General features: G+C 66.1%; 1 protein-coding gene (cut by a window edge). It reads left to right on the forward strand.

Annotation, left to right across the window (positions count from 1 at the left end; all coding sequences use genetic code 11):
* Positions 1-18,148: the final stretch of an InlB B-repeat-containing protein gene (locus AEQU_RS00465; RefSeq protein ID WP_022738184.1), read on the forward strand. The gene continues 56,618 nt to the left of window position 1, outside the view; only the last 18,148 of its 74,766 coding nucleotides appear in the window; its start codon lies beyond the left edge, outside the window; its stop codon occupies positions 18,146-18,148.
* The last annotated feature ends 10 nt before the right edge of the window (positions 18,149-18,158 follow it).

An 18,158-nucleotide genomic window follows, 5' to 3' on the forward strand; every position in this document is an offset into this window, starting at 1 on the left:
CAAGCGCGTCGACGCCAAGGGCAACCTATATGAGCTCGGCACCAACGCCGACGGCACGGTCATCGCCGAGGGCAACCTGGTGGAAGGCGTCCTCGCCACCACCACCGGCGATGTGCGCAAGATAACGGTGAACAACGAGGACGGCTCCACCTCCGAGCAGGAGCTTGACGACCAGCTCGGCCTGTACCACTTCGCCAACCTGCCCACGGCCTACGTGAGCGAGAACGACGAGTACTACCTGGCTGCCTACCGCATCGAGGTGGCCGATGTCGAGCACACCGTCAACAACGACGGTACCGACAACCAGTGGCTGCTCACACGCTACCATACCGAGAAAGATGCGACGGGCGCTGCCCTCAACCGCACGCTTGATTCCGATGCGCTCGATGTGACGGATGCGGGCGTGGCCGGCGGCATCAAGCTGACGGGTAGCTACGAGGAGAACGGCCAGAAGACGCGCACCAACGATGGTCAGGTCATTCTGGCGGGCACTCGTCCGACGAGCGCCCTGGCGAGCGTCGGCATCACGTCGGCGACTAAGCCGGTCGTGGTGCTCGAGGGCGCCGACAGCTTCGATACCGAAAGCCAGGTGGCCTACGACTGGACGCGTGTCGCCGATGTGCGCGCCGACGGTTCGGTTGTGGCCGACCCCGCGGGCACGGTCGCCGTGCGTGGCGGAGATATGGGCGAGGTGCAGGCTCCGGTCCAGACGATCACCGGGCGTTTGTGGTTCGATGACGACAACGATGGTCTCCTGACCGAGGATGCCGCTGGACGCGACGGCGAGCCCGGCGCGGGCGACGACACCATGGCCGCCGGCATGCAGGTCACCCTCGAGCGCTACTACGCCATCGTGGGCACCGACGAGAACGGCGACTACACGTGGAAGCGCGACGATAAGGCCACCGATGGTCTTGCGGGCAAGTCCGCATGGGCCACCACCGATCAGTGGGCCGCCTACGACAAGGATCCCGTGTCTGTCATCGACGGTGAGGCCACCGATATGAGCGATGCCAACACCGATGCGGTCAAGCGCGTGGTAGTCACCGACGAGAACGGCACCTTCACTTTCCCGAATCTGAAGACGCAGGAATGGGTGAACCTCACTCACACGGTGGGTGAGGGCGACGATGCCCATGAGGTGACCGAAGAGGTTCAGGTCATCTACGCCTACAAGGTGCGCGTCACCGACCAGCGCTGGTGGGATCGCTACTTTGGCACCGCCAAGCTCACGGTGGCCGGCCTCGATGGCTACGCCAACGATTCCGATCTCGTTTACGAGAACGGCTACCTCATGGGCGCCGACGAGTACGACGTGCTGCTGCAACGGGCCGACGAGAAGTCGCCGGTTTCCAACCGTCGCTGGGCCGCCAACTCCAAAAACCCGAACAACGGCGAGGATGAGGCCGCGACGGCTTCCGACGTGACGAGCGCCACGCGCCGCTACGACATGGCCTGGGGCACGAGCCGTCTGCACAACGACGGCGGCCTGCGCATGCCGCTTACCCAGTCCATCGCCGGCCTTCTGTGGCGCGACGCCGACGACGCGTTCAACGCCACGGCGACAACCGACTACAACGGCCTGCGCGATGAGGGCGAGCCCGGCCTTGCCGGCAAGCGCGTCATCCTTAAGCAGTGGTACTGGGCGCCTGTCGACAACAACGGCAACTACGACGCCACCGGCACCACCTATCAGTGGATCCAGAACACGAACTTCGGCAACGACGGCTATACCGTGGCCGCCGAGTCGGTCGCGTACGAGACCGACGAGGCCACCGGTGACACCACGGGCGTTGTGGATGTTGACGCCACGCGCGCCAACGACGCCGTCTACGCCGACGGCCTGACCACGATCATCCCGAACGCTACCTACGACGCGCACGAGGGCGGCGTCTGGGTGCTCACCGACGACGGCGTTGTCATCACCGAGAACGAGGACGGCACGACCACGGAGAGCGTCGATGCCGAGAAGGTCGGCCGTTACCTGTTCGATGCGCTGCCCACCCGTTACGTCGCCGATCGTGTTAAGGACGCCGATGGCAACTGGGCCATCGCTCACGAGTACCTGGCCGGCTACACGGTGGAAGTGCTCGGCAATGTGAAGAACGCTGACTCGGTCACCGCCGATCAGGCCTCTCAGGCCGTGACCGGCCTACCGGCCACGCTCAAGCAGAAGCGCCCGACGGCCGATACCCGCAACGACGATGTGCTGAATTCCGAGGCCCTTTCGGTGACCGCTTCGGCCACCACCAAGGCCGATGGCGCAACGGCCAACGGCAACTACGCGCTGGTGTGGGACGAGGCCACCGAGCAGGCGTCCTATGGCGTTGCCGCCGAGGGTGCCGCGGTGCCGTTCACCAAGCACACCCTGGACGGACGCATCGTGCTCGCCGGCGTGGCCGAGACCGGCGATGCCCCCAGCCCGGCCCAGTACACCGTGGCGGCCACGACGTCGGCCAACGCGGCGACGCCGAATGCGAACGTGACCTTCGATTGGAACCTCGGCCGCAACGAGGAGAACCTCGACGGTGGCTTCGGCGCCTTCGAGTTGGGCCACGTGACCGGCTTCGTCTTCCAAGATAAGAACGTGGACGGCTTCTACAACCGCGACGAGCGCGACGGCCAGAATCCGGACGTGCCTGTGGCCGGCATCCGCATGCAGATTCACCAGTGGTTCTTCGTTCCCGATGTGAAGGATGGTGAAGGCTACAAGGAGAACCCGCTCGTTGGAGAGCTCATCGCCGCCGGTTATGCGACGGCGGACAATCCGTCGACCCCGGCTGTGGACGAGCGCGAGATCGACCGCGCGACCGCCGGTACCGACGCCGATGGCAAGCACACGGCCGAGACCGGCGTGTGGGTGAAGAGCCGCTCGTTCAAGTACACCGATGCCGCCGCCACGGAGACAACGCCCGAGACGACGGGCGCCGTGACCGACGAGACCGGCGTTTATACCTTCGAAGAGCTGGCGCCCTACGTGAGCGTGGATACCATCGTCCGCGATGGCGCCGGCGTGGCCGACGACGCTGAGGTCGACGGCGCGGATGGCGCCGACGGTGGTGCTGCGGCCGTGCCGACGCCGGTGCTCACCGACGTGCAGCCCTACGTACCCGGCCTTACCCACGCCGCCACCAGTGCCACCGAGGCGGCCCAGGTATCCAGCGACCGCATCTTCATGACGGGCTACCGCGTCACCATGGACGAGGTGGAGCCGGACTTCGCCGTCACGTCGCCGAGCCGCGCCATGGAGGCGAAGACCGAGGCGGCCACGGACGCCAATCCGGACACCATCGCCACCGACTCCGACGCGGTGCGCGGTGCCGGCAATATCGTGAACCTGCTGGAAGAGGTGCCCGGCGAGCACGGTGCTGTGGCAGCCGAGAAGGCCTTCGACGGCACCGACGTGCGCCGCGACGGCTATGCCATCGTCTCTGCCGAGCTCGGCGACGAGAAGCGCGCCCAGGCGACGGGCGGTCAGTACCAGACCGGTGACGTGACCGGCCGCGACAACGGCTCTGTCGTCTTCTACAACGGCAAGTTCTACGACGTGCCCCGGGTGACCGACGCCACGGTGACCCGCATGGTGGATGTGACCAACCCCGAGACCAACCAGACCGAGACCCGCACGATCACCGTGAACGGTGCCGTGCGCGGCGGCGACGCGGGCCTGGTGGAAATCTTGAAGAGCTCCATCGCCGGTCGCGTGTGGGATGACTCGGCCAACTACGACGGCCTTCAGGCGACGACGACCAACGACGCCGGCCAGACGGTGCTCGACGAGGCCCACGAGCCCGGCATCCCCGGCCAGGAGATGCGCATCACCCAGTGGCTCTACGTGAAGAAGAGCGGTTGGGAGAAGTTCGTCACCTACCACAGCGATCTGGTGTCCGCCATGCTCACGGACGCCGAGCGCGCCACCTATCCCGATGCGACCGCCATGCTCGCCCACCTCGACGAGCTGTGGGCGCTGCTCGCCAACGTGGCCGCCACGGGCGAGGGCGAGGCGGCTTCGTTCGCCGATGGCCTGTGGGTGCGCAACCTGCTGTTCGGCGAGGAGCGCTACACGGCCGACACGCCGCTCGACGCCGACGGCAACCCCAAGAAGGACGCCGAGGGCAACGTGGTTCGCCGTCCCTACATGACCGGTTCCCGCTACAACGGCAATGGCGTCGTGGCCGTGGATACCGCCGCGGGCAAGCGCGGCGACGACAACGTGCTGCGGGATGCCGGCACCTACGTGTTCGACAAGCTGCCTACGGTGGCCATCGTGCAGAACGGCGACCACGACGAGTTCTACCTCGCGGCCTACCGCGTCGAGATTCCAGCCATGAACGTGACTGAGGCCGTTGACAAGAAGACCAAGGACAACGCGAACGGCGTCGAGGATTCTGCCGATGATGTCTGGCTGCTCACGCGCCACCGTGCCACCGTGTCGGCCAATGCCGAGAACCTCGACTCCGACGTGGCGAGCCTGGAAGGGCCCTTAGGCCCGGCCGGCGGCCATATCGTGGCCCAGCAGGATCTCACGACTCATAGCACGCGCCAGCTCAGCGGCCAGATCATCCCGTCGCTGCGGGTTGACGAGATCACGAACAAGAACACCCAGGAGGAAGTGGACGATTCCGAGAACATGTCCTCGGAGAAGGCCATCTACGACTGGATGAGCGGCTACACCGATGCCGAGGGCAACGCCATCGGCTTCCGCGGCGGAGATGTGGGCCAGGTGCGGCCGCCCTATGAGTCCATCAGCGGCCAGGTGTGGGTCGACGACAACAACAACGGCATCCAGGATGCGGCGGAGACCGGCGCGAACCTGTCCGCCTCCGCCCAGGGCCTGAAGGTGTCCCTGGAGCGCTACTACCTCGATGTGGACGACCCGGATGCGGCATGGACGTGGGACGATCAGTGGGCCGACGCCTATCCGGACGACTACACCGACGACGTGCAGGCGACCTCTTCGAAGATGAAGCCCGGTGTCGGCCGCTGGAGCGATGAGGCGGGCCCGTGGGTGTGCAGCGATGCCGCCTACGCCAACACGACGACCAACGCCGAGGGCATCTACGAGTTCAAGAACTTGAAGAGCTCCGACTACCGCACCGTCACGGTGGGCGAGGGCGATGCTGCCACAGAGAAGACCATCCACGTCATCTATGGCTACCGCGTGCGCCTGACCGACGAGAGGTTCCGCAGCCGCAACCTCTTGGCCGCCAACTACCAGGTGGCCGACAGGGCGGCGACCTATGCCAACGACTCCGACCTGGTGTACCTCACCGGCGAGCTGATGGCCGTCGACGACCACGGCAAGCCGGCCGAGTTCGCCGTGCTGCTGAACGTGGCGGACGAGCCGGCCAGCGAGACTGACGGCGGCTATGTGGCCAGCGATCTGAACACCGTGGACAACGCCGAAGCGGGCACGAAGGTCTCTGTGGCTTCCCAGCCCTCGAACCTCGTTACCGCGAAGAACTCCAACAACACCAACCAAGACGAGAACGACCGCTACAACCGCGTGCCCACCCGCGTGGTGCCCACCTTCGACTTCACCTATGTCGACAGCGCCGGTGCCGCTCAGACCCAGGCCGGCAAGCTCGCCCGCTACGGCAAGAACAAGCCGGCCGAGGACGGCGAGGTGGAGGTCGACCAGTGGCCGACGACGCTTACCTACGACTTGGCCAAGGGCGCGAGCCGCGCGAACAACGACGCGGGTCTCATGGAAATCCCGCGCTCGAAGATCTCCGGCTACCTGTTCCACGATGCGAACTACAACGGCGTCTTCGACGCCAACGACGCCTCCTTCACGGTGGACGGCACCACCTATACCGAACGTGGCATCAACGGCAAGACCGTCACGCTGAAGACCTGGTACTTCGTGCCCGGTGCGCACAGCATCGAAGGCGAGACTACCCGCACCGTCGATGGCGGCGTTTGGGTGCTGGCCGACAACACGCCGGTCGCCGATGCCGGCGACGAGGCGGGCGAGGAAGAGACGGCCGAGGTTGCGGAGCTGCTCCAGGCGCTCGTGGCCTCGGTGTTCTCCGTGGCGCCCACGGCTCCGGCGACGCAGCCGGTGGTGGTGACCACCACTTCCGCCCACAACGCCGCCACCAACCGCGACGGCTACTACGAATTCGCGAACCTGCCCATCTACATCGCCGTGGAAGGCACCGAGTACCTGGCCGGCTACACCGTCGAGGTTGCCGGCGGCACGGCCGACGATGCCCTGAACTTCCCGGTCACCATGGCCGAGAAGAATCCGGCCGCCGCCGATGACAACTCGGTGGCCCGCACCATCGGCCACGAGCTGGCGAGTACGGAAGTGGCCTACATCGAGGGCAAGACCGACGCCTCCGGCGTGGTGACCGGCAAGGATGCGGCGGCGGGCAAGATTGCCGCGGCCAGCGAAGTGAATGCCTATGCCACGACCAACTACCCGCTGCTTTGGCACAACCTCACCGGCCAGGCTGTCATGGACGGCACCTTCAACGCCGCTTCCGGTGCCGCTGACGAGGCTGCTGCCTCCCTGGTGGCCGGCGGTACCGTGCGCAACACGTCCAACTCCACGCTGGACGGCATGATCGTGCTGGCGGGCAACACCACGGCCTACACCCAAGACGACAACTATAAGGTAGTGCAGACGCGCGCTACCGGCGAGGGCGCCACGACGACGGTGGCCTTCGACATGGCCACGGCGCGCGACGAGACCGAGCTGTCGGGTGGCTTCGGCTACTTCGGCACCACCGAGATCTCCGGCACCGTGTTCAACGACGACAACTTCGACGGCCAGCTGGACGACACCGATGCTCCCGAGGCGAACCAGGAAGTGCGCCTGACCCAGTGGTTCTACCTGGATGGCAAGACGGACGCCAGCGAAAAGGGCGCTGTCGTGACGAAGGACGGCAAGCAGTACTTCGTCTCGGCCGAGGTGACGAACAACAAGGGCGAGCAGCTGCGCGCCTCCTATGAGTACGAGAACACCGGCATTCACGACATGGAGCTGGTGGAGAAAGACGGCAAGGTCGTCGGCGCCTGGATCCGCAACAAGAGCTTCGGCGAGCCCGTTTACGAGGACGTGACGGTCGAGGTGCCCGGCGTTGACGGCGCCGAGCCCACGACGACCATCGAGCACCGCTTCGTGGGTTATGTCGGCTACCAGACGATGACGACGGGCGCCGATGGCACCTACCGCTTCGGCGACCTGCTGTCCTTCGTGCAGTTCGACGGCGGCGGCGCGCCGACGCTCTCCGGCGACGGCAACGCCACCGACGACGTGCTTGCCTTGGCGGGCTACCGGGTGACGCTGCCCGAGGTGGCCGACGGCAAGGTGCTCGCGGTGTACCACGCGACGACGGGCGACCCCGCCGCGTCGGTGGGCACGACGGTCGACTCCGACGCCAAACGCGACGTGCTGCGCTCGGTGACCGACGCGTTCGGTTACGACCAGCTCGTTGTGACGGCCTATCCGCAGTTTGTCGCCGACGGCGAGCAGGCCGACGGCTCCTTCGCCGAGGACACCGGCTTCATCGTCACGGCCTTGAAGGACAACGACAGCTTCTATCAGAACGCGGGCAACGTCGGCGGCGTTTCCTACGACGTGGCCGGCCGCACCCCGGCGCGCGCCCATGTGAACACGGGTCTTTACCGTGCGCCCACCTCCGAGATCGAAGGTATCGTTTGGGACGACACCGAGCGCGATAGCGCGGGACGTGTCGATAACAAGGCCTCCGACGGCGTGCGCGATGCCGACGAGCCCGGCCTTGCCGGCGAGACGGTGCTGGCCACCCAGTGGTACTACGTGCCGGCCGATGCCCCCGCCTTCGACCAGATCGATACCGGCGATGAGGCCGGCGTGGTGGAATGGGTGCTCGACAACGGTACCAAGACGGTTGCCGCCACGGGCGCCAGCGCTCCCGCGAACGCGGTGGGCGCCTGGGTGCAGAACGCCGGCTTCGGCAGCGATTGGGCCACAACCGTGACGGCCCCGGCTGCGGCGCCCCTCGGCGGTCTTTCCCTCGCGGCGCCCCTGGCGGCGGCCGGGTCCGCGACGCGCGTGCCCGTCGTCACGGGTGGCGAGAATCGCGCCGACGGCCGCAACAAGGCCGCTGTCGTGGCCGTGAAGACCAACGGCACCGGCCGCTACCTCTTCGACAACCTGCCGACCATGGTGGTGCGGAGCAACCGCGTCACGGGTATCGACGAGTACTTCCTCGCCGCCTACCGCGTCGAGCTGGCGGCGACCCGCAACTACCTGAAGACCGGCTACGTGAAGGGCGTCCAGGATCCCTGGCACCTCACGGGCAAATATCAGGGCGAGAGCACGGCCCGCGATTCCGATGCTGATGCGGCGAGCACGCCTGCGGGCGTGGCCGGCAATGCCGACGAGCTGGATATCGCCGATAGCGACATCCGGGCGTTCTACCACAGCTACCCGATTCAGCCGCGTTGGGTGAAGACTGCTGAAGGTGACGCTCCGGCGGTCTCCGGTGTGCGCGCCAACAACGGTCAGGTCATCTTGGCGAATGCGGTTGCCGTCGACGCCGCCCCGGCCATTGCCGAGGTTTCGGTTGCTCTGCCGGCCGGCCATGCCATGGACACGGCAGACGCGACGAGCTACCAGCTGACGAGCCCCGCTGCGCGCCAGCAGGGCGGCGATGTGGGCGAGATCGAGCCGGCGTATCGCGCCATCGGCGGTTACGTGTGGAAGGACAACGCCTACAAGGACGGCTGGTACAGCCGCACCCCGGGCACCTACCCCAACCCCGACGCGCCCGAGGAGTCGCTGACGCTGGAGGCCGTCGAGGAAGGCCGTGTGCCCGCGACGATGTACCTGCGCCAGTGGTACTACGATCCCGACCATGAGAACACTGACGACACGCGGGCTGGCGACAAGCATTGGTTCCCGGTGACCACTTACGGCACCGACCGCGACAACGCCGACTTCTACTACGCCACCACGTCGACGCGCAGCGCAACGGTATCGGGCAAGGACAACGACGGCTACTACCAGTTCAACGACTTGCCGGTGCGCGTGTTCGTGAAGGGCAAGGAATACCTGGCCGGCTACACCGTGGCCATTCGCGGCAACCTCTCCTTCACGCCGGGCAAGGTGGAAATGGAGACGACCCCCGATACGTCGGTGACCGATATCAGCCGCGCCACGGAGACCAACCCCTCCGAGCACGATCTGTGGAACTCCAAGGGCCAGTCCAACGTGAATGCCGGCGGTCCGCGCGAGTACCGATTCGGTTTGGACACGTTCCCGCTCGTGCGCAAGGACGCCTTCAGCTCCAACGGCGACATCCATACGCTGGATGCCATGCTGGTGCTCGCCGGCTCTACGACGGTCGACGCCACCGGCAGCTACACGAGCGCCACCCAGTATCGCCAGGGTGCCGAGGGCAAGAACCTTGAGACCGATACCGATACGACGAAGGTTTCCTTCGACCTGACGTTCGGCAAGAACGAGACCCGCATCAACGGCGGCTACATCATGCCGCCCGCGGCGCCTATCGAGGGCGACATCTGGAACGATGCGAACTACAACGGCCTGCGCGATGAGGGCGAGAAGGGCATTGCCGGCGTGCAGATTCGCATCACCAAGTGGTATCTCGATCCGGCCGACCATTCGGGCGGCACTGATGGCACCTGGAAGCGCGCCTACCTCATCAATGAAAAAGGCGAGCAGGTCCTTGAGCCGGTTACCACGTGCGTGACCTCCGATGGCAAGCCGGTCTACGACTCCGATGGCGTGACGGTGGTGCAGGATCTGCCGCTGGGCCACTACAAGAGCGAGGATGTGCCTACGCGCTTCAGCAAGCCCGATGAGGAAAGCGATACCACGTACCTGTGCGGCTACACGGTCGAAGTTGCGTCGGTGCCGGCAGGCTACACGCTTACTCGTCCTCACCTCGCCGAGAGCTCCGAGAGCTACGGCGTCGAATCTGACCTGTTCCGTAATGCCAATGGCACCGGCATCAGCAACGCGCAGTTCGCGCTCGTGAACCGCACGGTAGATGTGTCCGACGACGGCGCCCGTCCCACGCGCGCCGACGGCATGGTGATCATCGCTCGCGAGAAGCACTCCACATCCACGAACACCAAGACGCTGCAGACCTACAAGGGCACCACCTACGACACCGACATGAACGAGACGTCGGTGGCGGGTGGCGACGGCGGTCTGGTGGACGTGCCCACCACTTCCATTACCGGCATCGTGTGGGACGACTCCTACCAGGAGCAGTCCGACCCGGTGAAGGATATCGCCGAGCGCGAGCGCTCCTACGACGGCATCTTCCAGGAGAAGTTCGAGGCGGGCCTGCCCGGCCGCACCGTGGGCCTTACCCAGTGGGCCTACGACCAGGAGGACAAGACCTGGACGCGCGTGACCGACTTCGATGGCGACACCGATTACGGCCGCGTCACGACGACGGCCGACGACGGCACCGCGACGACCAGCCTGGTGGACAACCGCACCTACAACGGCGACGGCGTACGCACGACGAAGACCAGCTCTATCGGCTACAGCGAGAAGGACAAGAAGATCGTCGACACGTTGAACGCCGGCACCTATGTCTTCGACAAGCTGCCTTCGGCGGTGACGAACGTGGGCGCGGTGTCCTTCGACGATATTGAGATCGCCGCCTCCCCGAGCCTGAGCTTCACGGGCGACAGCTACTCGCTGGCGAGCTACCAGGTGGAGATCGACGGCCTTGGCTCCGGCGGATCGGACGCCTCCGGCTCCGACAACTGGATGCTCACCCGCTACCATGTGGGCGACGGCTACGCGGTCGACTCCGACGCCGAGTCCATCGACCGCAACGGCGTGGCCGCCTTCGGCGTGAGCCGCATGGGTCGCCCGGTGACCGACCGCGCCTCCGTCATGACGACCGCCGTGGGCGAGGACGGCGAGAACGTCTTCGTTTCCGGCACGCGCGTCGCCGGCGGCGCCGTGGATGCCTCCGGCAATGCTGCCGCCGTCGCCGGCGGCCGCATCGTCGTGGCCAGCGAGGGCATCGTCCAGGGCGAGGGCGCGACGAGGCTCGCGAGCGCTGACGACTACGTGAACGTGGCTGCCGGCCAGCTGATCGAAGGCGCGGCGGGTACCGTGAACTACGACTGGCTGACCGTGGATCGCGAGGAAGTCACTATCGAGGACTCCTGGGAAGGTAACATTCACACGGTTAAGACAGCTCTGTGCACCTCCCCGGTCGCCGGCGGCAATGTGGGCCTCGTGCATCCGATGCGCCAGCGCATCACCGGCCTGGTGTGGAACGACGAGAACAACAACGGCCTGCAGGATATGAAGGAGGACGGCTCCGGCTACGAGGCCGCCCAGAACGGCTACGAGGTGACCCTCGAGCGCTGGTACTCGAAGAACGGTACCGGCAGCTGGGTCAAGGACACCTCCGCATGGGGCGATATGGTCATCGGCTCCGATGGCGACAAGGTGGCCGACAAGCGCGCCAGCTACCGCACCACGACGACCGGCGATGTGCTCATGAAGCGCTACGCTGCCGAGCCGTTGATGCCGAAGGCCTTGGGCGAGTACAACAGCGACGAGAGCGGCAAAGACGGCGACAAGGACGGCAATGCTACCGGGCCGCATCTGTGGCGCCACGGCACCTACGCCTTCGACAACCTGGAGACCGCCGGCGTGATCGACGGCCAGTGGGTGGTCTACGGCTACAAGGTGCGCCTGTCCGATTCCCGCGTGACCCGCGGCAGCGTGCTGAAGGCCAAGTGCCGCGTGGCCACCAAGGAAGACGGCTCTTCGGTCTCCTACACCGAGGACTCCGACCTGTTCAGCGACAACGCGCTGGTGGACAATGGTACCGCTGCCAACGAGCTGATCGTGCTGCTGGACCAGGTGGATACCGACGGCAAGACGACCGACGGACGCGTGAGCGTCGACTCCAACAAGATCGCGGCGCCGATGTCCCACAACGGGGCCGTGAACGCCAAGCTCACCGAAAGCGATGCCGATCGCGAGGCGGCCACTGCGGGCGCCGATGGCAAGCTGGCGGTGTACGACCTCATGAGCGGCTACGATCGCGACCACAACGACGGCGGCATCGTGCCGGTGCCCACTTACAGCATCTCCGGCTTCCTCTTCGAGGACGCCGACTACGACGGCCTGTACAACTACCTCCCCGAGACGCGCACCGACACCGCCACGGGCGATAGCGTCGAGTACCGGGAAACTGGCTACAACGGCAAGTCCGTCTACCTGCAGAAGTGGTTCTACGTGCCCAATACCGGCACGGGCTGGGATAGCGCCAGCGTTATTCCGGCGGGAGCCACGGTCAGCTGGGTGAGGGCCGACGGCACCTCCCAGACGACCAAGCCCAGCGGGGATGCTCTGAATAATGCCCTGGGCGCCTGGGTCATGCTCGACGAGAAGGCACCGGCGACGCCGAAGCTCAGCTTCTACGATATGAAGGACAATGCCTACAGCGTTGGCACGCCCGCCGTTATCGATGGCCGCGTGGAAACTAAGACCAACACCTACCAGGCCATCACCGGCACCGAGCGCAAGACGGCCCTCGCCAAGACCAACGAGCAGGGCCAGGCCGTGGTGGACGAGAACGGCAAGCTCGCTTACGAGGTCGTCTCTTCGAACCCGGACGGCTACTTCCGCTTCAACAACTTGCCCACGGCAGGCTTCATCGCCAACGGTGACGGTAACCGCACGTGGTACCTGATGGGCTACACCTTGGAAGTGAATGGCGCCAATGAGGAGAGCGGCATGTTCTCGCTGCTGGTCACGAGCTACGAGTGGCAGACCACCCCGGCCGACGCCATCAATTCCGATGTCCATCCGGCGCTGACTGCCGACGACCTGTTCGCCGATGACCAGCACTCGGTGCGCGATGCCCAGTGGCTCGGCTACGCAAGTGGCAATTACCCGATCGCTTTGGACGAGGACACGGTGCAGACCGGTGAGGCCAAGCACCATGCCGACTGGAGCGAGACGGTTGCGGGCGCTGATGGCTCCGATACCGTGCTGCACAAGGGCTCTGAGGCTAATCCCGAGGAAGCCCTCAAGACCGACGGCTTGAACATCTACGGCAACGATGCCCAAATTGCCCAGCGGGTCAAGGGCGGCGTGGCTCGCCTCAACGGCGTTTCCAAGAACGCCCTGGACGGCAAGATCGTTCTGGCCGGCGTGGCCGACAGCTCTACCAACGCCTCCCAGAAGGTGGCCGGTAAACGCACCCTCACCGCCACCACGTCCGAGGGCGTTGTTTCCAACACCGTCGACTACGCCTTCGACTTCGGCCGCGGCCAGAGCCAAGAGGCCATGAACGCCGGCTATGCGCCGCCGGACCACGCCAACCTCTATGGCGCGGTCTGGTTCGACGACAGCTACACCGGCATCTACGACGAGGAGAAGGGCCTCGCGGGCTTCAAGGTGGCCCTGTCCCAGTACTACTTCGTGCCCAACTACAATGCCCAGGGCTACCAGCAGTTCGAGGACGAGGACGGCAACCTCTTCTACTACGAGCCCAGCGCCAGCTTGAAGGAGGATGTGCTGAAGCTGGAGAGCTCCGCCAAGGGCAACGTCATCGTGGGCAACGGATCCGACGGCACCGAGACGGTGTACCTCGTCCGCGCCGGTCGCGCCTACAGGTACCAGGATCTGGTGGAGGCCGGCAGCCGCAAGCTGTTCGCCTCCGGCACCTGGGTGCTCAACCGCGACTTCGCCGGCAACGGCAACGAGTTCCGTCCCGCTCCCTTGACGTTTGACGCCAACGACGGCGCGCTGGTCGATGACGCGGGTGCGCCGGTGAAGGCGACGGGTGAAACCAAGGGCATCGATGGCAACAACACGGCCAAGGTGACGCTGCCCGATTGCGGCTTCACCGCCGCGGGCTACCACTTCACCGGCTGGAACACCGCCGCCGACGGCACCGGCACGGGCTACGGTGCGGGCGACGAGTTCACCCTCGTCGAGCCCGGCAGCACGCTGTACGCCCAGTGGGAGAAGGATGCTGTTGTAGAGCCCGAGCCCGAGCCCGAGGCCGAGGCCACGCAGGTCTTCTACGAGACAGACTTCACAACGCAGGTGTTCTTCGCCGCATCTGCCGCGATGCCGCGCGCTGCAAGCGCCGAGGGCGCCTCGGCCGACGCTTCCGAGGACGTGGCGGCGGCCACGGCGGCAAGGACCGAGGATTGGGAGCTCGTAACGCTTACCGAGGGCACATCGGGCGAGTACCGCTTCTACGACCTGCCCGCCTACGTGGTGGTGGACGACAAGGTGAGCGATGTGATCGACCCGGCCGCTATCAAGGACAAGGTGTACCAGCCGCAGTCCGAGTGGAACCGCCTCGACCGCTACCAGAAGGGCGCCATCGCGGTGAAGGGCCCCGACGGCAGCGTGAGCTACTACGAGCCGCCCGAGGGCTTCGCCCGTTACGACACCGCCACGCCGTATCTGGTGGGCTACTCGGTGCGCGTCATCAACGACGATCCCGAGACCGCTCGGTACATGGTGTCCAAGTACCATGTGGACGCCCCGGGCGAGCGCACCTCCGACATCACGGAGTTCAACGCCAGCCTGAACGGCGACTACAACGTGGACGGCAACAAGGAGGAGGCCTTCGCCGTCGTGGCGCAGGAGTCCAAGAAGGATGCCGATTCCATCGACTTTGGCACTGACCGCTACGAGATCGTCTACCGCGGTGTGCGCTACGACTTGGCCAACCGCCTCTACGAGAAGCTGGCGGGCGACGCCGGCGTCGTGCTGCAGAACCCGGTGCTCATCGCCGGCAAGGTGTGGGAGGATGCCAACGAGGACGGCCTGCGCGCCGAGTCCGAATCTGGTGTGCCCGGTGCGGTGGTGAAGCTGGAGCGCTACTGGTACGACACGTCCGGCCTGGGCTCGCTGGAGATCGCTCCTGGCGAGAAGGCGCCTGATGTGACGCCTGAGACCACGGGTCTCACCTCCGAGCAGATCGCCGAGATCTACCGTTTGGGCGGTGTGGCGTATCCGGCGCCCGAGGGCACCGAGATCGAGGTGCCGCAGGAGTTCACGGATGACCAGATTAGCGCCATGGTGACGTGGATCAAGGATATTCAAGCGAAGGTGGAAGCCATTAACGCCAAGGTTGCCGCCGGCAACACGCTCACCGACGCAGAGAAAACCTATAAGGCCTCGGCTCTGAACCGCCTGCTCGCCTTCGAGAGCATCTACCGCGATTTGGCTGACGGCTACTGGAAACCGGTTGTCGACGGGGAGGGCAATCCGAAGTACGAGAAGGTTCCCGCCAACGAGAAGATTGTCGAGTCGTTGAAGGCCGCCATCTTTGCGGCCAGCGTCGATGCCGCCGATATGGTGGACGAGAGCGAGAAGGGCGTCTGGCGCCGCGACTGGAGCTTCACCCAAGCTCAGGCCTTCGTGATGTTGGAGGGCAATGCCGTTTCCGCCGAGAGCCTGGGCAAGAACGAGAGGCTTTCCGACGAGGCCGCCATCGACATGGTGGCCGACAGCGGCGACATTCGCGATCGGGTGTACCGCGACCAGAACGGTGCCGCCTACATTCCGGGCGCCGCCTTCGACGAGACGGTGTCCTCCGGCGACTGGGCCTTCCTGGCTGCCGGCACGGGCACGCACAAGGTGGGCGGTGCCGAGTTCAAGGTGCTCTACGGCTACCGAGTCCGCATCGTCAGCTATCCGGACACGGACAACTACACGCCCACCGTGTCGCATGTGGGCGTCGATATGGTGCCCAATGAAGGTGGCTCCGCGAACAGCTACAGCGAGAGCGAGCCGGGCATCGACAAGACCAACTCCGACTACGACGAGGCCACGGGCGCCCTGCGGCCCAACTACGAGGACAAGAAGCTGGCCTCGAACCTCACCGACGAGGTGGAGGTGGACGGTAGCCTGAGCAATCCTGAAATGGGCGACCTCATCGTGGTCACGCGTCTGGCCGCCGCTGGCGAGCACTCGTTCACGGGAGGACCTTCGGCCCGTTACGCCGACGTCAACGGCGAGGGCGCGGTGGAAGTGGCCCTCGACGCCAACGGCGGCACGGGCACCATGGATGCGATCACGGGCCTTTTGGGCGAAACCGTGGTCGTGCCTGCGTGCACCTTCACGCGCGAAGACTACACCTTCGCAGGGTGGAACACCTCCGCCGACGGCTCCGGCACGTCCTTCTCCGCTGGCGATGTGATCACCCTGACCAGCGATATGGATACGCTCTTCGCGCAGTGGACGGAGCCCGCACCCGAACCCGCACCCGAGCCCACACCTGAGCCCGGCTCCGATGACGATGTCGAGGAGAAGACGAGCCTCTCCTCGCTGCAGGCGCTCTCGCGCGCCCTTGCCGTTATGGCAGCGGTCGCCGACGACGCAGGCGGCGAATCTGGCGAATCTGGCGAGACCAATCCCGCCGACCCCGTCGATCCGTCGACGCCCGAGGTGGACGACTACGTCAAGACGCCCATGGAAGAGCGGCTGCTTGCGCTGTGGCCCAACGAGATCGTTCCCGGCAAGGCGGCTGTCCAGGCGGCGCTCCTCGACGCTGCCGATTGGATCTCCCGCGCGAGCGTCGCCGATTTGCGCGATATGGACGACGACCACCGGACGGTCATCTTCGGCGATCCGGTGGACAAGTTCAACAACGATACGGGAGCGGAAGGACCCGACGGCAAGCAGGATCTCAAGTTCGACGAGGCCACGGGCGAGATGGTGCCGGTCCATGCGGGCAACGGGTTCGAGGTACTGTACCAAGCCTATGTGGCGCGCATGGAAGTGCTGAACCGCGAGGTCTCGAACTGCTGGTCGGATGTGAACTGGGCGGACTCGCTCAACCACGACTTCGGCCTTGTCCCCGAGAAGAAGGACGAGGACGGCGATTCCAGCCTCGACGAGAACAAGGTGCACATCGCGGGCATCGTCTGGCAGGACGACGACTACGACGGCGTTCAGGACGCTTCCGAGGGCGTGCGCTTCCCGGACGTGCCGGTGACGCTCTCCCGCTACTGGTACGGCACCGACGCCACGGGTACCGGCTGGCACCTCGACGCCGAGTTCTCCGCGAGCGCGGTCTCCGATGAGAACGGCCGCTGGATCTTCGACGGCTTGGAGATCGCCGGGACGGCGCCGGACGGCCGGGGCCGGGTGCTCTACGGCTACAAGGTGACGGTGGAGGATCTGCCCCACGGTTACGGCGTCACGCGCCTGAACCGTGGCAGCGCCACCACCGACTCCGACCTGAACGAGGACACCAAGCTCATCGTGCCGGACGAAGCGCAGGAGGGCATGATCGTGCTCGCCGATCCCGCGACCGACGGCGCGGCGGCCTTTGTGGCCGGCCCTGCCGGCACGACGTGGCTCGCCTCCGAGGGCACGAGCCGCGACTTCAACGACACGGGCCTGGTGCCCTACGCCCCGGCCGAGATCGCCGGCGTCGCCTTCAGCGACCCGGAGGCCGACGGCCTGAAGGGCGCCACGGCCGAGGCGGTGCCGGGGCTTACGGTCTACCTCGAGCGCCGGGTGCTCGACACCCGCGCCGTGGGCTTCAACGGCGCCTCCTACGTGCCGACGTCCCTTGCGGCCGTCCAGGGCGGCAAGGTGCGCTCCGAGGGCGAGTGGGCCGTGGTCTCCCAGATGGAGACCGACGTCAACGGCGCCTACCGCTTCACGGGCCTGCCCATGGTGGACGCCGACGACAGGCCGTACCTGTACCGGGTGCGCGCCACGATGCCCGACGGCTGCGAGTGGGTCTCCATCAACGCGGGCGCCGACGACAACGACGACTCCGACTGGGGCGAGGCCGCGGGCTCTGTGCCCGGGCCGGGACGCGTCGGCATCACGCCGGCCATGTCCGTGCTCGGCGCCTTCGACGCCGTGCGCACTACCCCCAACGCCTACGGCCAGATCTTCAACGTGCTGAAGGCCTACAACTGGACTCCGGAAACGGGCCGCTCGGTCGATCTGGGCATGCACGGCGACGGTTGGCGCACGCTCGTGTTCACGACGCCGTGGGGCACCCGCCTGTTCTTCGTGAAGCTCCCGCAGACCGGCGACGAGCTCATGCCCTGGGCGCTCGGCCTGGCCGCCACGGCCGCCCTCGGCCTGGCGCTGGCCGTCGTGGCCCGCCGCCGCGAGGAGGACGAGGAGGAGGAAGAAGACCTTTCCGAGTAGGCAGACGGCC

Source organism: Adlercreutzia equolifaciens DSM 19450 (genome assembly GCF_000478885.1).
Lineage (GTDB): Bacteria > Actinomycetota > Coriobacteriia > Coriobacteriales > Eggerthellaceae > Adlercreutzia > Adlercreutzia equolifaciens.